At 72.0% G+C, this 18104-nt stretch carries 13 protein-coding genes; 10 read left to right on the forward strand and 3 right to left on the reverse strand.

Going from position 1 to position 18104, the window contains the following annotated elements:
* Window positions 1–247 precede the first annotated feature (247 nt).
* A complete protein-coding gene (locus tag H4W31_RS25920) occupies window positions 248–1336 on the forward strand; it encodes a radical SAM protein (RefSeq protein WP_192769037.1) in 1089 nt (362 codons plus the stop codon).
* A gap of 61 nt (window positions 1337–1397) precedes the next feature.
* On the opposite strand, the gene H4W31_RS25925 is transcribed toward H4W31_RS25920, so the two are convergent.
* The gene (locus H4W31_RS25925; protein WP_192769038.1) at window positions 1398–4271 is read right to left on the reverse strand and encodes an AfsR/SARP family transcriptional regulator; all 2874 of its coding nucleotides are present in this window, start codon (window positions 4269–4271) and stop codon (window positions 1398–1400) included.
* A gap of 226 nt (window positions 4272–4497) precedes the next feature.
* On the opposite strand from H4W31_RS25925, the gene H4W31_RS25930 reads away from it, so the two are divergent.
* The 8 genes from H4W31_RS25930 to H4W31_RS25965 all read left to right on the forward strand — a co-directional run bounded on the left by H4W31_RS25930 (window position 4498) and on the right by H4W31_RS25965 (window position 14195).
* Window positions 4498–5295, forward strand: coding sequence for a glycosyltransferase (locus H4W31_RS25930; protein ID WP_192769039.1), 798 nt, complete (start codon window positions 4498–4500; stop codon window positions 5293–5295).
* Between the two features lie 37 nt (window positions 5296–5332).
* Complete coding sequence (locus tag H4W31_RS25935) at window positions 5333–6190, forward strand: sulfotransferase family protein (protein ID WP_192769040.1); 858 nt, start codon at window positions 5333–5335, stop codon at window positions 6188–6190.
* 65 nt (window positions 6191–6255) lie between these two features.
* A complete protein-coding gene (locus H4W31_RS25940; protein ID WP_192769041.1) occupies window positions 6256–6435 on the forward strand; it encodes a hypothetical protein in 180 nt (59 codons plus the stop codon).
* Window positions 6436–6576: 141 nt separating this feature from the next.
* The gene (locus H4W31_RS25945; RefSeq protein WP_192769042.1) at window positions 6577–7569 is read left to right on the forward strand and encodes a hypothetical protein; all 993 of its coding nucleotides are present in this window, start codon (window positions 6577–6579) and stop codon (window positions 7567–7569) included.
* Between the two features lie 4 nt (window positions 7570–7573).
* Window positions 7574–9376: a PEP/pyruvate-binding domain-containing protein gene (locus H4W31_RS25950; protein ID WP_192769043.1), complete on the forward strand. Its 1803-nt coding sequence runs from the start codon at window positions 7574–7576 to the stop codon at window positions 9374–9376.
* Window positions 9373–10677, forward strand: a complete 1305-nt coding sequence (locus tag H4W31_RS25955) for an RtcB family protein (protein WP_192769044.1) — start codon at window positions 9373–9375, stop codon at window positions 10675–10677. The genes H4W31_RS25950 and H4W31_RS25955 overlap by 4 nt, the downstream gene beginning before the upstream one ends.
* A 12-nt stretch (window positions 10678–10689) precedes the next feature.
* The gene (locus H4W31_RS25960; protein ID WP_192769045.1) at window positions 10690–12384 is read left to right on the forward strand and encodes an ABC transporter ATP-binding protein; all 1695 of its coding nucleotides are present in this window, start codon (window positions 10690–10692) and stop codon (window positions 12382–12384) included.
* On the forward strand, window positions 12381–14195 hold the full coding sequence (locus tag H4W31_RS25965; protein WP_192769046.1) for an ABC transporter ATP-binding protein: 1815 nt from the start codon (window positions 12381–12383) through the stop codon (window positions 14193–14195). The genes H4W31_RS25960 and H4W31_RS25965 overlap by 4 nt, the downstream gene beginning before the upstream one ends.
* Window positions 14196–14293: 98 nt before the next feature.
* On the opposite strand, the gene H4W31_RS25970 is transcribed toward H4W31_RS25965, so the two are convergent.
* Window positions 14294–14857 carry an RICIN domain-containing protein gene (locus H4W31_RS25970; RefSeq protein WP_192769047.1) on the reverse strand — a complete coding sequence of 188 codons (564 nt, stop codon included), beginning with the start codon at window positions 14855–14857 and terminating at the stop codon, window positions 14294–14296.
* Between the two features lie 380 nt (window positions 14858–15237).
* On the opposite strand from H4W31_RS25970, the gene H4W31_RS25975 reads away from it, so the two are divergent.
* A complete protein-coding gene (locus H4W31_RS25975) occupies window positions 15238–16632 on the forward strand; it encodes a WD40 repeat domain-containing protein (protein ID WP_192769048.1) in 1395 nt (464 codons plus the stop codon).
* Between the two features lie 62 nt (window positions 16633–16694).
* Here H4W31_RS25975 and H4W31_RS25980 read toward each other — a convergent pair whose 3' ends face one another.
* Window positions 16695–17996, reverse strand: coding sequence for an FAD-binding oxidoreductase (locus tag H4W31_RS25980; protein ID WP_192769049.1), 1302 nt, complete (start codon window positions 17994–17996; stop codon window positions 16695–16697).
* Between the last annotated feature and the right edge of the window lie 108 nt (window positions 17997–18104).

Here is an 18104-nt window from a genome sequence, read left to right on the forward strand (position 1 = left end):
GTGGCCGCCACGCCAGAACGCTAGGTGCCACCGCGCACCGGGGAATCGGTAGTCGGGTACGCAACCGCCCCGCCGCAACCACCGAGGGTCGACCGGCACGCTGGGTCGTCGGAGGTGCCGGCCTGCGTATCCGGTCGGGACTCTTGCGTATCCATCGCCGATGTCCCAGGCGGTTCGGCGCCCGTACGGTTCCGGCGACCGCACTGCCGAACGCTCGGGAGACCCGTCTCATGAATGTCGACGTCCCATGAACGCCGTCGCAGGTCCGAACGTCCTCATCTGGGACGTCACCTTCGCCTGTCCGCTGCGCTGCTCGCACTGCTACACGGAGTCGGGCCGGCGGCGCCCGCAGAATCTGAGCCACGAGGAGATGCTGCGGGTGGCGGACGCGCTCATCACCTTCCGACCGGCCATGATCACGCTCTGCGGAGGTGAACCGCTCACCGTGCCGCGCATCGTGGAGGTGGTGGAACGGTTCGCCACGGCGGGTGTGCGGGTCTTCCTCTACACCAGTGGCTGGTCACTGCCGGAGCAGACCGTACGCGACCTGGCCGGCATGGTCGCCAAGCTGGTGGTCAGTGTCGACGGCGCGACGGCGCAGGTGCACGACCGGATCCGTGGCCGAGCCGGTTCCTTCGACCGGGCGATGGCGGCGCTGGCCCTGCTCGACGCGGAGAGCGCGCGACGTGCCGCGGCGGGGGAGTCGCCGCTGCGGTTCGGCATCGACAACGTGGTGGTCCGCAGCAACTACCACCAGCTCGACGAGATGTGCGCCTCCGTCGCGCCACGGTTCCCGCACCTGAGTGACGTGGCGTTCGGTGCGGTGGTACCCACCGGCCTGGCCAGTCGGGTGTCGTACGGCGACCACGAGATGTTGACCGACGAGCAGGTCACGGCACTGGTCGACGAGGGGACGAGGCAGCGGCTCCAGCAGGCCGCGCCGGCGTCCGTCACCGTCACCACCACGGACAACTTCGGCGTGCAGATGCACCCCGACTACGTCGCCAGCCACCCCGACTTCCGGCCACTGGAGATCGAACCGGACGGCGAGGTGCGCGCGATGCCGATCTACGAGGGCACCGTCGGCAGCCTGCTGACCGAGGATCCGTTCGTGCTGTGGGAACGCGCCCGGAGCCGGTGGCACGACCCCTTCGTGCTGGAGTGTCTGCGCGGCATCCGTACCAGAAGGGACTGGGCCGAGGCGGTGCGCCGGATCGACTACCGGTTCGGCTCGGACCAGGTCCGAGCCCGGATCGATGGCCGCCCGGTCTTCGATCCGGCGCAGGCACCCCGGCAGCTCGCGCTGCGATCGGTCGGCGGTACGCCGACGCGCTGAGCCCGGGTCAGCCGGCAGGTACCGCCGGCGGAGAGCTTCCGGGCCGGGTGGGGGCCGAACCTCATCCGACGCCCAGCCGGGCCTGGACCGCGACCACGTCGGGATGGTTCAGCTCTTCCAGCACGGTCAGCGCCTGCCGCCATGCGCCGACCGCGGCGGTGTCGTCCCCGGCCGCGCGGTACGCCTCGCCGAGGCGTACGAGGGTGTCGGCCTCGGCGTAGCGGACTCCCAGTTCTCGCCAGACCTGGATCGCCCGCTGGTACGCCTCGACCGCCGCACCGGGTTCGCCACTGTGGTGGTGGGCGTACCCGATGCTGTCCCACACGTCGGCCTGGCTGCGCTGTTCGCCCGCCTCCTCCAGCAGCGCCAACGCCTGCTGGCAGTAGCAGAGGGCGGACTGGTGCTGGCCGAGTAGTGCGTGGTACCAGCCGACGGCGTTGAGCGCCATGGCCCGGCGGGCGGGGGTGCCGGCGGTCTTCAGCAGCCCCAGCGCCTGTTCGGCGTGGCTGAGTGCGAGGTCGTAGCGGCCCTGCTGTTCGAGTACCCAGCTGAAGGCCCGGTGCTGCTCGGCGCGGGTGTCGTCGTCGACCGTGTCGGTGAACAGGTCCAGGGCCTGCCGCATGTGATCGCCGGCCTCGGTGAGCTGGCCGAGGTTGGCCAGGGCCCGGGCCAGCACGCTGTGCATGTGTCCCAGCGCGACCGGATCGGCCAGGCGCTGCGCGGCGGCCAGCGCGGTCCGGCTGAGCGCCAGCTGTTCGTGCCACAGGCCCCGGCCGTAGAGGAACTGGTTCAGCGCCCAGGTCAGCTGCCACACGTGCGGGTCGAATCGCCGGTCGGTGGCCACGCTGGTCACCAGGTCCAGCAGGAGCCGGTAGCGGCTGTCCAACCAGGCCGACGCCTGCTCGGGCGTGGTCAGTTCGGTGACGTTCACCCCGGGCGCCGGTGTGGGCAGTGCGATCGGTGGTCGGGACGCCGAATAGCACACCGCCGCCGCGACGGCGGTGTGCACGTAGTGGTCGAGCAGCCGGTGCCGGGCCTGGTCGCGGGCGGCGTCGCTGTCGTGTTCCGCGCTCAGCTCGCCGGCGTAGGCCCGGAGCAGGTCGTGGCAGGTGTACTCGCCGGCGGCGGCCTCGCCGGCCAGGTGGGCCTGGGCCAGCGCGGCCAGCAACCCGCGGGCCTCGCGGGCGCTCACCCCGAGCAGGCTTGCCGCCGCGGGCAGCGTCAGCGGGCTGCCCGGATGCAGGGACAGCAGCCGGAACAGCCGGGCCACGCCGGGCTCAAGCGCCCGGTAGGACCAGGAGAAGACGACCCGGGCGTTGGTGGCGGCGTCCGCGCCGGCGAACGCGTCCAGACTGCCCTCGGCCGCGCGCAACTCCGCGACAACCGAGGTCAGCGGCAGATCCACGTCATGGGCGGCCCGCGCCGCGACCACGGCCAGCGCCAGCGGCAACCGCCCGCACCGCTCGGCGATCTCGTCCAGGACCGCCGGCGCCGCCGCCACCGCGGCCCGGTCCAGCCGCCGAATCAGATACTCACGGGCCTGGTCCAGCTCGAACAACGGCACCCGCATCGGCCGGGCGCCATGGGTGACGGTCAGCCCGGTCAACCGATCCCGGCTGGTGACAATGGCCAGACACGTGGTCGAACCGGGCAACAGCGGCCGGACCTGCGCCGCATCCCGGGCGTTGTCGATCACCACCAGCACCCGCCGTTGGGCCAGCACGCTGCGGTACAGCGCCGCCCGGTCGTCCAGCTCCGCGGGCAGATCCTTGGCGGGTACGCCCAGCGCCTGGAGGAGGCCGGCCAACGCCCCGGCCGGACCCACGGTACGCCCGTCCGGGTCGAACCCCCGCAGGTTCACGTAGAGCTGCCCGTCCGGGAACCGGCTTGCGAAACAGTGCGCCAGATGAACCGCCAGCGCGGTCTTCCCCACCCCAGGCATGCCGTCAACCGCGACCACCGTCACACCGCCGCTGCGCTCCAGATCAGCCAGCAGCAGCGACGCCTGGGCGAGTTCCGTCCGCCGGCCGACAAAGACCGGCAGGTCGGCGGGGAGCTGGGCCAGCCGGGTCAACGGCCTCGCCGTATCCGCCGTGGCGTGCTTAGCCGGGTCCGGGCCGGCGGGTACGCCCGGGTCGGCGTGCGGGCCGGGCGGCTCGGCGGGCCGGACCTCGTCCGCCGGCACCTCCTGGAGGACGAGGCGCTGCGCCTCCTGGAGATCGGGTCCCGGATCGATGCCGAGCTCGTCGGTCAGGCGGCGGCGGGTGTTCCGGTACGCGGCGAGCGCCTCGGCCCGCCGCCCGGTCGCCGCCAGCAGCCGGACCAGGCACGCCTGGATCGACTCGTTCAGCGGGTCGAAGGCGGCGGCCCGCCGCACCTCGCCCAGGCACTCGTGGCCCAGGTCCGAGCGCAGGCCGAACTGGGCGGCCTCCTGCGCGGCCGCGAGGTACTCGTGATCGGCGGCGGTGAACGCGAGGGGTACCCGGTCGACCGTCCGGACGTCGGCGGCGCACGGCCCGCGCCACAGGCGCAGCGCCGCCACGTACGCCTCGACGGCCGCCCCGGGCTCGCCCGCCTCCACGTGCCGCCCGGCCTGCTCGCGCAGCTGCCGGAACGACGCCAGGTCGAGGGCGTCGACGCTGACGACAATCCGGTACCCGCCGACCTGCCGCGCAAGGATCGTGCCGTTGACGCGTGCCGGCAGGTCCGGCTCCAGGATCCGGCGCAGGCCGCTGACGTAGCGGTGAATGAGGTTCGCGGCGGTCGACGGCGGGTTGTCTCCCCAGAGCATCTCGGTGATCGTCCCGGTGCCGACCGGCTGACCCGCCTCGGCCAGCAACAGACCCAGCAACGCCCGCTGCTGTGGTGGCCCGAGCTCGATCTCGACCCCGTCGCGCCAGGCCCGAATCGCTCCAAGGATCCCGAACGTGATCATTCCCGGCAGCCTACGACATTGTGCACAGTGCCGGTGCGGCGTGACCGCTGAGTGGACAAAGACTGATCACCGTCTGTACGCGGAGTCCGGGCGGTCACCGTTCGTGGAGGTGGCCGGTCAGTGCCGGAAACCACAATTGCACGTGTACATCCGGGAATTGACGGATGGAGACGAGGCGATTCGTCGGTCCCCGGCGCGCACCCGCCGATAGAACTCGGAGACGTGGATGTCGGAACGTCTGGACGATGTCGAGACCGGAGATCGGCCGGATGTCACCGTCGTGGTACCCGCCTCGAACGCGAGGCCCAACATCGGCCGTACGCTGGATTTCCTGATCGCCAGCCTGGCACCGCAGGCCAGTTTCGAGATCCTCGTCGTGGTCAACGACGCGATTCCCGGCCCGGTGGTCTCGGACGTACGGCTCTACCGGGTGAACACCGACCCGCGGGTGGAACTGCACCAGTTGCCCGGCGGGGACAAGGCGGCCGCGATCCGGTACGGGTTCGAGCGCGCCCGCGGCCGGGTGTGGGGGTACTCCGACGGCGACCTGGGCTGGCAGGCCCGGGTGGACGAGACCGGCGAGATGCTGTCGCTGGTGCTCTCCGGCGCGTGCGACCTGGTGGCCGCGGAGCGCGACCAGTCACAGTGGACTCCAATTCGGCGGTGGAAGACCAACGTCTTCCGGTGGGTCGGCCGGTGGGTGTTCCGGCACCACCTGGTGGACTCGCAGGCACCGCTGAAGTTCATGACGGCAGAGGTCGGGCGGGCGGTCCTGGGTTCGTGCGCATTCCGGGGCTGGGAGTTCGACGTCGAGCTGCTCTGGTGGGTGCGCCGTTTCGGCTACCGGATCCGGCCCTACCCGGTCCACTGGTCGACCACCGGAACCGAAACGACCCTGGAGACCGTCGTGCTCGGCCTGGTGTTCATGGGGCCCGCCATGGTCGTCAACCTGGCGCGGGTCCGGGTTCGGGCGTGGTTCCTGCAGCGTCGGCTCATCCGCCGGTACCGGCGTACCCCGGCCTAGTTCCGCCGTCCGTACGACCGACTCGAAAGGAGACGTGGTGAGCGCGAGGAGCGAGCATGCGAGCCCCGCAGTCCTGAACGACGTGGAGGACGGCATGCCCCCCGAGCCGATCTTCGTCCTCGGTTCACCCCGCTCCGGGACCACCCTGGCCGGTGCCTGGCTCGGTTCACACCCGTCGGTGTACGCCATGGGCGAGTACTCGGCGTTCGTCTTCGCGTACGCGACCGCACCTGCCGGGTACACCCGGACCCGGCCGCCCTATGCCGAGCGCTACCTGCGGGAGCTGCAGAACCACGCCGCCGAGTTCGCCGGCCGACTCGCCACGGAGCGGGGCGCGCGGTTCTTCTGTGACTCCACGCCCTGGAACCTCCTGGTCGCGGACACCCTCGCCGAGCTGTACCCGTCCGCCCGCTTCGTGCTCACCCTGCGCCACTACGCGGGGGTGATCCAGTCGCTGGAGCGTTCCTACCGCCGGAGGTACCTGTGGGCCGGCGCCACCCCGGTCGACCGTGCCTCCGTATGGGCCGCCGTGTACGAGCGGGCCGCCGCCCTGCCGGCCGACCGCACCACGGTGTTCAGCTACGACGAGCTGTGCGCCGACCCGGACGGCACCATCGCGCGCTGGCGGTCGGCGCTGGCCCGGATCGGTGTCGACCCTGCCGGACTGGACGACCGGGTCTTCCTCCGCAGCTATGCCGGCGGATGGGACGACCAGCGACGCACGGTCGCCACCCGCACGGGTGGGCGGGTGGAGTTCGCACCGATCCCGAGCGTCGATCCGGAGCGGTGGAGCGAGGCTCTCGACACCGAGGTGCGCCCGGTGGTCGGTGAGGTGGACCGCATGCTGCGGCAACGCTTCTCCGAGTACGCGACACCGCCCTGCGCCGTGTCGTGACCAGGCCGCAGCCGGCGATCCGCCCGGCTGTGTTCGGAGCAAGGCCATGGAAGGAGGTGTGCAACATGGCAGAACTCTTCGCCCCGATGGTGAAGATGCGGCAGATGCTCAACAAGATCGCGAGCCAGGGCCGGGAGCAGCGCGAGTCGCTGCTCGGCCCGGTCCCGGGTCTGAACCTCGGAACGGCCGGCGCCCATGCCGCGCAGGCCGTCGAGCCCGCGCAGCGTCACACGCCGGAGCAGTAGTACCGGCAGTTCCGGCCATCGCCGGGCCCGGGGCGGGCGGAGGGGTCACGCCCGTCCCGGGGACGCCGCCGGCCTCCGGTAAGCCGGCGAACCGTCTTCCCGGAGGCCGGCGGTGGTTTCCGCCCGAGGAGAAAGGACGCCATGCAGATCGTCTTCGGCGACCTGGTCATCTGCGACTACGAGCTGGGCGCCACGCTGTCACCGATCGAGTTGGAGCTGTACACGTCGGGCGTGCAGGCGGTACCGGAAGTGCTGCTCGGCGAGCCGCTGACGCTCGGCAGCCTCCGGCGCCAGGGAGTGCTCGACATCCCGCTGGCCGAGTTCGTCCGGGTCCGCGACCGGTTCACCGAACGTGTCTGGTCGGCCGGTACGGCGGCGGCGACCCGCCGACACCTCGACGACCTCGTACGCCGGGCGGACACGCTCGCCGGGGACGTCGAAGCCCGGCTCCTGGCCGACCGGATCGACGGCGATCTGCTGCGCGCCTACCACGGCACCCTGGTCCGGCTGATGGCGTACCACGTGCTCAACTGGTGGCTGCCGGTGGACGACTACGAACGGCTCCTCGCCGGGCTCCTCGGTCCCGAGCGGGGCCGCGACGTGCTGTTCCGGTTGCTGACACCGAGCCGGCAGCCCCACATGATCTCGTTCCACGAGGAGATCCTGGCCGCGGACCGGTCGGCGCCGGCTGCCGCCGAACGACTCGCCAGGCAGGTCGGTTACCTACAGACCTGGGGTGCGGCGGCCTCCGTCCTGGAGAGCCCGGCCGCGATGAGCCAGCACCTGAGCGGGCTCGACGCCGGCCATGCGGCCGACGGCCTTGCGCTCATGCGGGCGGCCCGGACCGATGCCCGGCGGCGCCGCGACGAGGCCCTGGCCGAGGCGCTGGCGGCCGCCCACGCCGACCCGGCGCGGTTCGACCGGGTGGAGGCCCTGGCGATCATGTGTCAACTTGCCTGTGACGAGGAGGAGGACCGCCGCGTGCACCAGTTGCGCGGGCTGCGCAACCTACGCGTCGTCGCCCGGCTCGCCGGCACCGACCTCACCCGAACCAGCTTCGTGCGGCTGCTGAGTACCGCGGCCGGCAGCGTCCGGACACCGCTGGCCGGGGTACCCGGCACGGACGGGCGGTGACCCGGTGCCGCGCCCGTCCTTCCTGCATCCCCTCGCCGCCGCCGACGACCCGGCACTGATGGGGCGCAAGGCCGTGGGCCTGCGCCTCGCCTCGGTTGCGGGTCTGCCCGTACCCCCGGCACTCGTGCTCGACGCCGATGCCCTGCGCGCCCATCTTGACTACCATGGCGGCCCGGTGGATGCGGTGACCGCGATCCTCGAAGGTCACCTGCCCGAGCGCGTGGCGCACGCCGTGCACTCCGCCGCGGAGCACTTCCGTACCGCCCAGCACGGGGTTGTCGTCCGCTCCTCGGCACCCGGCGAGGACGGCGAGGACCTCTCCTTTGCCGGCCAGTTCGGATCGTTCTTCTGCCCCAGCCGCCCCAACGCGGTGCAGACGGCGGTCCGCCGCGTCTGGGCCAGCGCGTTCGGCACCACGATCCGGCAGTACGAGCAGAACCGCCCGGACCGGTCCGAGCGCGCCCCGGCGATGGCGGTGATCGTCCAACAGGCCGTGAATCCCTGGTGTTCCGGTGTTCTCGCGGCCGACGCCGGTGGCCGCGGCAGGCTTCTCGTGGAGAGCTGTCCCGGACTGCCGGTACCGGTGGTGCAGGGGTTGATCCGCCCGGAGGTGCTGGTGTCGCGCCAACCCGGCCACAGCGACCTGCACGACGGGGATCGCCACGTCTGGGTCGTCACTGCCGGCGGTCCCGGTGCCCCCGAGGTGCTGCCCGGCGACCTCTTCCCGGCGCCGGACGGCTTTCCGCTGCCGGACGGCGCCGGGACCGAGCAGCCGTGGAAGGTGGTGTGGCGCGAGCCGGCCGGTGTCCTGGTCTATCTCCAACCGCCGGAGCGGGTCCAGCAGACGCCCGCGCTCACGGCGGGCGACGAAGCCATCTTTCGTGACCTGGTCCGGCGGCTGCCGGACCCGGGTGGTGCCGGACTGGACGTGGAGTGGGCCCGCGACGCGAGCGGCCTGCACCTCCTACAGGTCCGTCCGCTCACCGCCCCGGTGCCGCTGGAGCCCCGGGCGAGCGGCACCGGTGGAAGCGACCCGTTGATCGGGTCGACACTCCTGCACGGCCGTCCGGCCGCGGCAGGGCACGCCGAGGGCCCGGTCTGGCTGGGCTCTCAGCCCGGTGTGGCCGCCGAGCAGATGCCGGACGGCGCGGTGCTGGTCTGCTCCGGGCTCTCCACGGACCTGATGCCCGCGCTGCTCCGGGCCGCAGGTGTGATCAGTGGCGAGGCCGGTGTCCTGGCCCACACCGCGATCGTCGCCCGCGAGCTGGGCAAGCCGTGCGTGATCGATATCCCGATCGGTTCGGGCCGGCTGAAGAACGGCGATCTGGTGCACCTCGACGGCGATCGGGGCACCGTCCGGCTCCTCGGGGAGTCGGGCCAGGGCCCGGCCGGCGACCCGCCACCGATGCCCGGCACGCCCCCAGCGGATCGGGCGCTCCCGGACGCACTACTGATCGTGGTGACCCGGCACAGCGGCGAGGGGGGATTGGCAGCACCGGTCGACATCGGCTCGTGGAGCTGGCTCGGCGTCCTGCTTCCGGACCCGCCTGCCGCCTCGGACGGGGCCGAGACCCACCGGCTGCTCCGTACCCGGCTCTCGGCCGGCGGCTGGGCGGGCACCCCGCTGGCCGGCGGCGGCGAGGTGTGGCGGGCGGTGCGCACGGTGCCCGGCGAGACATGGCGGCTGGACCTGTCCGACGGCCGGGCGATCCTCGGCGTACCGGGCCGGGAGCCCGTTGTCTGCCGACTGCGGACGGCCTCGCCCGAGGCCCTGACCCAGCTCGTCTCGACGGGGGTCCTGAGATGACCCTCCACGAGCACTACCTGCCGGCGGCCCGCCGGCTGCTCGACGCCGCCGGGCTGCGCCGGAGCCTCGACGAGATCCGCCGACTGCCGGGCATCGAGACGGTGGACGTCTTCCCCGATGTCACGGTCAAGGACTGGGGGTTTCCCTCCGGCCTGGCGATCCGGTCACGCGGGTACCTGTACCCCTTGGCCGTGCCGGACCCGGGCAGCGGATACCACGTGAGTGCCCTGCCGATGCACCGCGACCAGCTCGGCCCGGATGAGGTCCGGGCCCTCTACGACGCCGTCGCGAGCTCGGTCAACCACCGCGACCTGCGGTACGAGTATCCCAAGGTCGACCTCGACCGGGTACTGGCCGACGGGCTGGACTACGCCGCCCAGCTGCACCCGGACCTGGGTGGCCCCGCGGCGGAGCCCGCCGACCGAGGGTGGCACCGGGCCGGCGTCGTCGCCCGCTTCGACGACGACCTCAAGGCAACCCTGCGGCGTTCGCTCGGCGGGGCCGACGGACACTACGTCGCGGTGCAGTGGATTCAGCAGCTCCTGGATCCCGAAACGGCGCAGCGACACGGGCTGCGTACCGGACAACTCGTCCTGATCATCCACATCGGTGCCAGACCGATGCGGGAGTACATCTACCGGCGGTACGGCCTCCCGGCAGCCGAACACAGCCTTCACGACGGCACCGCGCTTCCGGAGCAGCTGCGCACCGGAATCTTCGCGGTACGCAGCGACAGCCCGTATGGCGAGGCGTACCTGGACTGCGCGGCGGCCAGTGCCAACTTCGGATACTTCAACCGTCACCTGGTCCGGCTCAATGTCCTGGCCGCACTGGCACCACGGTGGGGCGACCTCACCGGGCAGGCGCCGCTGCTGCAACACCGGCATCACACCGAGCTGAGCATTGCCGCCGACCAGACTGTCACGGCGCGCCGGGGCATCCAGCGGCTGGACGCCGACGCGGGTGGGGAATGGCTGCCGGACCGGAGGGACCCGCTCTCCTATGTGGCCGGTGGCGAGTTCGGCTCCAGCTATCTCGTCACCACCACCGATCCGGACCGGTACGCGAACCTGTGCGGTCACGGCATCCCCGAGTGGCAGCCCGTCGGCCGGTTCCGGGACCAGATCGACGACTGCCTGCCGCACGCCCGCGCGGCGGTCCGCAACTCCGCCTTCGCCCCTGCGACCTTCGCCCGCGACGTGGCTAACCTGGAGGAGACCACGGCACACGTCTGCGACATCGGCATGGCGCGACCGGTGGCCCGGCTGTACCCGTTGGCCAACTTCCGTTCTCCGATCTGAGCGGCGACAGCGGTGCACCGGCCGGCCGGCGCGCTCTGGCGGCTTCGCGGGGCGCTGCGTCCGCATCGGCGCGCGCTGGTGCTCAACGCCGTACTCGCCGCCGCATCGATGCTGGCCGGTATCCTCCTGCCGCTGCTGGCCAGGCGGCTTCTCGACGACCACGCGCTGCGCGGCGACACCGACGGCCTGCCGCTGATCGCCGTCCTGACGGTCCTCTGCGCGGGCGGGGAGGCGGTCCTGATCGCGCTGCGCCGCCTCGCCGGATCGACCACGGCCCTGGCGGTCGAGGAGACCATGCGGCATCGCCTGGTGGGCCGGGTGCTGACGCAGCCCGCCGCGTTCCACGACCGGCATACTCCCGCGGTGCTGGCCACCCGGATCGTGGCCGATCTCGCGGTGCTGCGCCGGTTCGTCAGCTTCGGCCTGCCATTTCTGATCATCAACTCGCTCACCGTGGTCGTGGTGGTCGCACTGCTGCTGTGGCTGAGCTGGCCGCTGGGGCTGCTGGTCGGGGCCGCCACGGTGCCGCTGGCCGTTCTGGCGCGACGGTGGGAGCACTCCTCCCGCGAGGTGACCCGGCAGGTGCAGCAGGACGGCGAGACGTTCGCCGACCTGCTCGACGAATCCATCCAGGGGGTCGACACGATCCAGGCGTTCGGGCGCCGCGACGAGTTCACCGCGCGCCTCGAGGAGGCCGCCGACCGGCTACGCCGCAGCCAGCGGGAACGGGCCCGGCGGTGGACGGCACTCAGCACCCTGGTCGAGGGGTATCCCTCGGCGGTTCTGGTGATGGTCATCGGTGCCGGCGGTGCCGCCGTCTGGGCCGGCGCGGTCACCGTAGGTACCCTGATCGCCTTTCTCACCCTCTGGCTCTTCCTGCTCTGGCCGGTCCAGTCGCTCAGCGGGCTGATGAACCAGCTTCAGCAGGCCGAGGCGGCGGCCGAACGGGTGTCGGAGCTGCTGCACCGGCCGCCCGTACCGGCAACGCCGCCCTCCTTCCGTCCGGCGAAGGTCGGGTCGCGCGGTGCCGAGCTGCTCCTCGACCAGGTCTGGTTCCGTTATCCGCAGCCCGGTCCGGATCGGCGGGCCGGTCCGGCGGTGCTGACCGGGCTGGACCTGAGGGTCGCGGCGGGTGAGCAGGTCACCGTGGTCGGTGCCGCCGGCAGCGGAAAGAGCACGCTGGCCGCCCTGCTCACCGGCCTGTACGAGCCCAGCCGGGGCCGGATCCTGATCGACGGTACCGACCTGCGCCACCTGCCGGCCGACCGCCGGGCCGAGGTCGTCGCTCCGGTGCCGGAGCATCCGGGCCTGTTTGCCGGCACCATCGGCGACAACGTCCGGCTCGGCCGTCCGGAGGCGGACGACGCCGAGGTGGCCGAGGCACTCCGGACCGCCCAGGCGTCGTTCGTCCATGACCTCCGGTACGGCCTCGACGAACCGTTGACCGAGGCCGGCCTGTCGTTGTCCGGAGGACAGCGCCGGCGCCTCGCCCTGGCCCGGGCGTTCCTGTGCCGTCCGCGACTACTCGTGCTCGACGACCCGCTGGTGGGATTGGACCCGCGCACGGCGCAGCAGGTCGCTGCGGCGGTCACCGAGCGGCTCGGCGGCACCACCGTGCTGTGGCTGACCCGGCACCGGCCGCTCGCGGCGTTTCCCGGCCGGGTGGTCCGGCTGCAGGGCGGGCGGATCGACGGCAGGTTGCCGTGACGTCGTCGCCGCCGCCGGCCGGCGGGCCCGGGTCGGCCCGCCGGCTGGTCGCCCTGCTGGCCCGCCCGCGCCGCCGGGAGCTGCTGCGGATAGCCGTCGTGCTGCCGGCGAAGCTGCTCGCCACGATCGCTGTGCCGCTGCTCGTGGGCCGGATGCTGGATCGCGGGATCCCCGCGCTCGTCGAGCGGCGCTGGGTGGAGGCGGCCCTGCTCGCCGGCCTGCTGCTGACCGCCGCGGCCGCCGAGCTGACCCTGACACACCGGGTCCTCTACCAGGTCAGCATGCTGGGCCAGGAGATGCTCTTCGAGCTGCGCTGCCGGGTGGCCGGCGCCGCTCTCGGCCAGTCCAGCACGTTCCACGACCAGCACCATTCGGGCGAGGCGTTCAGCCGTGCCGGCGGCGATGTGCAGACGGTCGGCCGGCTCTTCGACGCCGGCCCCGACGGCCTGGTCACCCGGTTGCTGACGGTGATCGTGATCGGCGCGGTGCTCCCGTTCGTGGATGGCCCACTGGCCTGCCTCACCGCCGCCGCGCTCGCGCCGGTCGCCCTGCTGCTGGGCTGGGTACGCCGCCGTGGTGGTCGGGCACACCGTGCGGCCCAGCGGGCCACCGCCGATCTCACCACCGGCCTGCTCGAGGCCACCCGGGTCGTCCGGGTACTGCAGGCGTTCGGCGCGCAGGAGCGGGCCGCCGCCGCCCTGCACCGGTCGTCCCGGCGGTACCGCCGTGCTCACCAGCGGGCACTTCTGCTGGCCGGGCTCTTTCCGCCGGCGGTCCGGCTGGCCGGCAACACGGCGGTGGCCGCCGTCCTCGTCGTCGGGGCGTACCGGATCGCGCGCGGCCAGGCCAGCGTCGGCGAGGTGACGGCATTCCTGCTGTTCCTGCGCCGCCTGGTCGACCCGCTGCAGGACCTCGCCTCGTTCCTGGAGACCTGCCAGGCAGCCGTGGCGGCGCTGGAGCGGCTCGGCGACCTCGTAGGCCGGGAACCCGAGGATGTGCCTCGGCCACCCGGACCGGCTCGCCACCCTGCGGCGGCACCGGGTGAGGTCGAACTGCGCGACATCTGGTTCAGTTACGCCGGGCGGTCCCGTCCCGCCCTGCGTGGCGTCTCCTTCCGGATCGCCGCGGGAGAGACGGTGGCCCTGGTAGGGGCAACCGGTGCGGGCAAGTCGACGATCGCAAAGCTGCTCATCCGGGCCTACCACCCGACCCGGGGGACAGTACTGCTGGGCGGCACCGACCTGGCCCGGGTTCCGGAGGATGAGCTCCGCCGGGCGGTGGTGCCGGTGCTCCAGGAAAGCTTCGTCTTCACGGCCACCGTCATGGAGAACGTGGCCCTGGCCCGGCCCGGTGCAGGCGAGGAGGAGGTGGTACGGGCGTGCCGGCTCGTCGGAGCGGACCGGTTCATCGCCCGCCTGCCCGACGGCTACCAGACCCGGATCGGGCGGCGCGGCTACCGGCTCTCTGCCGGCCAGGACCAGCTGGTCGCGCTCGCCCGGGTATGCCTGGCCGACCCGGTACTCGTCGTGCTGGACGAGGCGACCGCGGCTCTCGACGCCGAAAGTGAGAGGACGGTCCAGGACGCGCTGCGAAAGCTCCTGACCGGTCGTACGGCCCTGCTCATCGCGCACCGGTTCACCGCGCTCCGGCTCGCCGACCGGGTGGTCGTCCTCGATGACGGCACGGTGCTGGAGCAGGGATCCGTGGCTGCGCTGGCTGCCGCCGGTGGTGACTTCGCCCGGCAGAGTCGAGCCTGGCGGGCGGTGCTGGCAGGTGATTCACCGTCGCCCTCCGGACCGGCAGTTCCTTGACCTGCGGGAAGAGCCTTCGGGTCGGTCGCCATGTTCGGGTTCCATCCGCAGATGAACGGTGCCGGACCGATCGGCCCGGCACCGTCAGGTCGGCGCAGTCACCAGTTATAGGTTCTTACCTGCCAGTACTGGTTGCTCTGCCAGGTCGGTTGCCACATTCCCGCCCAGGCGCCGTTTCGCCCGTCGTGGTAGAGCAGGTCGAGGAACTTTCCGTTGAAGTAGCTGCTGATCACGGTGGAGCCGTCGATCCCCGGGTAGCTCCACCGCTGATTGGCGCCGCCCCAGCAGTCCCACGTGCCGACCTGGGCGCCGTTGTTGTTGTCGAAGCTCAGGATCTCCAGGCACTTGTGGTTCATGTAGCTGCGGATCGCCTGCAGGTCGCTGTCCCAATACCAGAACTGATTGGCGCCACCCCAGCAGTCCCAGACGCCGACGCCGGCGCCGTTGCTGTTGGTCAAACCCAGAATCTCCAAACACTTCCCGTTGTACGCGCTGCGTAGCTCGAACTTGGTCGCGATCGGCGGATAATCGGCCTGTGCGGGCGTGCTGGTGGCGACGACGACCGGCGTAGCGACGACCAGGAGGCTGATGGCCGTGACCAGGAGTCGTTTCAGGCTGCGTCCCTTCCTCGTGACCAGTGGCGACAGAATCCGATGGATCATGTGAGGCTTCTCCTTTGGCAACGGACAGGTACCGCGATCCGCATGGCGCGGCGAAGTGTGCGGAATCGACGATTCGGTGCACCCGCCATGTCCGGCAAGCAGAGCGGACGCTTTCCTGCGGCCTGCCGAGAAGTCCCTGGTAGACGTGTACGATGGCGGATGTCCAAGGTGTCCGGCGGCATCGGACACCTCCGCGTCCGAAGCGCCGGGGAGGGCGAGTGGACGAGCCCGCCGATCCCCGTGCGGAGTTCGCCCGCCGACTACAGACGCTGCGGGAATTGGCAGGTCTTTCCATTCGGCGACTGGAGATCGAGAGTTCTCGGACGCCAAGACGGCGCGACGAAGAACGCATCCGGCTCAAACGCAGCACGATCGCCGACATGGTCAGCCAGAGTCGTCCCGTTCGGCCGGAGCCGGCCAACTTCGAGGTCTTCGTCGACACCTGTCTGCGGATCGCGGCCGAGCAGGACGTCCCGCTGCCGGTCGGGCTCGGGGACCGCCAGGCGTGGGACGAGGCGTACCGGCGGCTCCGCGACCACACTGACCGTCATCCACGCCCGCCCGCGCCGACCCGATCCTGTCCGCCGGTGGAGCCGCCCGGGTCCGAGTACGAGCCCGCGCAGGTGTCGGTGTCGGCGCCGGCGCCAGCTGGGGCCGTGCCGGCCGGGGCGGAGGCCGCGCCCCGCGGGCCCCTGGTCACGCGGCGACGGATCATCCTGGCGACGCCGTTGGCGCTGGCCGGTGTGGCGGTTCCGCTGCTGATCCGTCAGTTCGGTGGACCGGCGAAGTCGGGAGCGGAGGCGAGCCCGGACAACGCCTCCGGCGATCAGGGCTACGACCCGGCGGGGAGTCTCCTCTGCCCTCCGATCAGCCCTGACAACCCGACGTGGTCCGTCGCCTTCGGCGCGCTGCATGGCGAGCCCGTCGTCATCGTCGGCCGGGGGGACGGCACGGTGCAACTGTGGGACCCGCTGACCCGAACCGCGCGCGGCATCCCGCTCAAACATCATGACAAACCCGTTTTCTCCGTCGGGCTCAGCTCTCCTATCGCGGTGTCCGCCAGCGTCGACGGCACGCTGCGGGTGTGGGATCTCACCGCCGACCCGCCCGCGAGTACGCAGTTGGGCGACCGGCTCGGCGGAGGTATCAACGGCGTCGCGCTCGGCAGGGTGCGGGGTGCGACCGTGGCTGTGTCCAGCAGCGACGACCATACGGTGCGCGTCTGGCACCCGGCCTCCCCCTCGACAACGGGCACGGTGCTCGGTGAGCGGCTCGACACCGAGATCACCAGCGTCGCCACCAGCACGTTGCACGGTACGACGATCGCCGTCACCGGCGGTGCCGACGGCGCCGTCCGGCTCTGGGACGTGGAAGCCGAACGCGCCGTCCAGGTGCTCGGCACACATGAGGCGGCGGTGTGGGCGATGGCCGTCGGCGCGATCGGGGACAGGACCGTAGCGGTCTCCGGCAGCGACGACGGCGAGTTCCGCAGCTGGGACCTCACCGCGCCCAAACCCGGCGGCCACACGCTCAACCGATTCCGGGTCGCGGTGAAGTCCGCCGCCGTGGGTGTCCTCAACGGCCGGACCGTGGCGATCAGCGGCAGCGACGACAACCAGATCCGCATCTGGGACCTGGCGACCGGGCAACCCTACGGCGAGGGACTCACCGGCCCCGACAAGGGCGCCATGTCGATCGCGATGGGCGACATCGGCGGCAGGACGTTTGTGGTCTCCGGTCACTGGGACGGCACCATCTGGACCTGGCTGCTCTGACTGTGACCTTTCGATGAGCCGCCCGCTCTCCTCGATCGGCCGGGCGTAGTGATGCGTCCGGCTCAGCCCGCCATCGGGAAGTTGGCGCGGAACACGTTGCCCGGGTCGTGGCGGCGCTTGATGCCGCGTAGCCGTTGCACGACGTTCGGGCTGAAGGCGTCGGCGACGGTCTCGTCGGGGTTGAGAAAGGTGAAGGGTTTGCGGCCGGTGACGGGCAGGGCGCTGGCGAGCGCTCGTTGCTTGGCGGTGACCGCTCCGGTCGTCGTGGGCTCGCCGGGGATGCCGAACAAATACAGGAGGTACGGCTCGGTCAGCGGCCCGTGCGGGCTGTCGGACGGACGGGTGAACGCGCCGCCGAGGTGCCGGATCTGCACGCTGAGCAGCGGCGCGATCGGGTCGGCCAAGAGCGCCTCGACGGCTTCCAGGTCGGTCAGCAACTCCGCGCGGGACAGGCCGGGGCTGGGGGCGGTCGGCTCGGCGGTGATCGACCCCAACTCGGCCACCGACATCATCCGCCGACTGTCCGCCAGCGGCCGGGGCAGGCGGTCGAGCGGGGCGAGCAGGTCACGTGCCTCGTCCTGCTCGCCGAGGTAGGTGGCGTCCACCGCGACCATGGGTTCGGCACCGGGGAAGTGCAGTAGGTCGAGCCAGGTGGTCAGCGCGTCCGGTGCCGTGGCGGTGATCTGCCGGTAGGCCGCCAGTACGGCGGGAGCGTGTTCGACAGTCCACAGTGTCCGACCGCCGTAGAGGCGGGGGGCGGGGTGCAGGGCGAGTTTCAGGGCGGTGACGACAGCGAAGTCGCCGCCCGCGCCGCGTAGCGCCCAGAACAGGTCGGGGTCGGTTTCGGCGGTCACCCGCCGCTGGTGGCCGCCGGCGTCGACGATCTCGTACGCGGTGACGCTGTCGGCGACCCAGCCGTGTACGCGGCCGAACCAGCTCAGCCCGCCGCCGAGTGCGACACCGGTGAGGCTGACAACCGGGGAGCTACCGGGCAGGCCGGTCAGCCCATGCGGCGCGGCAGCCGCCTGTACCCGGCCCGACGACACGCCCGCGCCGACCCAGGCCCGGCGGGTGACCGGGTCGACGCGGAGGGTGTCCAGGCGGCGGGTGCGCAGCAGGATCGTTCCGTCGGTACGGCCGGTGGCGCCGTGCCCGTTCGGCTGCGTGGCCACGCCGAGGCCGGCGGAGCGGGCGTAGCGCACGAGGGCGGCGACGTCGTCGGCGTCGTCGGCCTCGACCACGGCGGCGACCGGTTGCTCGACGGCGAGGTTCCACGGCCGGCGGACGGTGTCGAAGTCGGGCTCTCCGGGCACCCAGACCTCACCGCGAACGGCGGACTTCAGGGCGTTTTTAAGCATGTTCATCAGGGCTGCACTTTCTGGTCGGTCAGGCGGTGGCGCGTTCGCCGGTGCTGGTCGCGATCGTGGTGGTTGTCCGTCGGCCGCGAACGGGGGTGAAGTCGGCGGCAATGA

The sequence above is a fragment of the Plantactinospora soyae genome, from assembly GCF_014874095.1.
GTDB lineage: Bacteria > Actinomycetota > Actinomycetes > Mycobacteriales > Micromonosporaceae > Plantactinospora > Plantactinospora soyae.

Bases quoted from the DNA above. Each gene is read 5' to 3' on its own strand.
- H4W31_RS25940 (WP_192769041.1), top strand. From the start codon at position 6,256: ATGGCAGAACTCTTCGCCCCGATGGTGAAGATGCGGCAGATGCTCAAC.
- H4W31_RS25980 (WP_192769049.1), bottom strand. From the start codon at position 17,996: ATGAACATGCTTAAAAACGCCCTGAAGTCCGCCGTTCGCGGTGAGGTC.
- H4W31_RS25955 (WP_192769044.1), top strand. From the start codon at position 9,373: ATGACCCTCCACGAGCACTACCTGCCGGCGGCCCGCCGGCTGCTCGAC.
- H4W31_RS25945 (WP_192769042.1), top strand. From the start codon at position 6,577: ATGCAGATCGTCTTCGGCGACCTGGTCATCTGCGACTACGAGCTGGGC.
- H4W31_RS25930 (WP_192769039.1), top strand. From the start codon at position 4,498: ATGTCGGAACGTCTGGACGATGTCGAGACCGGAGATCGGCCGGATGTC.
- H4W31_RS25975 (WP_192769048.1), top strand. From the start codon at position 15,238: ATGGTCAGCCAGAGTCGTCCCGTTCGGCCGGAGCCGGCCAACTTCGAG.
- H4W31_RS25925 (WP_192769038.1), bottom strand. From the start codon at position 4,271: ATGATCACGTTCGGGATCCTTGGAGCGATTCGGGCCTGGCGCGACGGG.
- H4W31_RS25920 (WP_192769037.1), top strand. From the start codon at position 248: ATGAACGCCGTCGCAGGTCCGAACGTCCTCATCTGGGACGTCACCTTC.
- H4W31_RS25970 (WP_192769047.1), bottom strand. From the start codon at position 14,857: ATGATCCATCGGATTCTGTCGCCACTGGTCACGAGGAAGGGACGCAGC.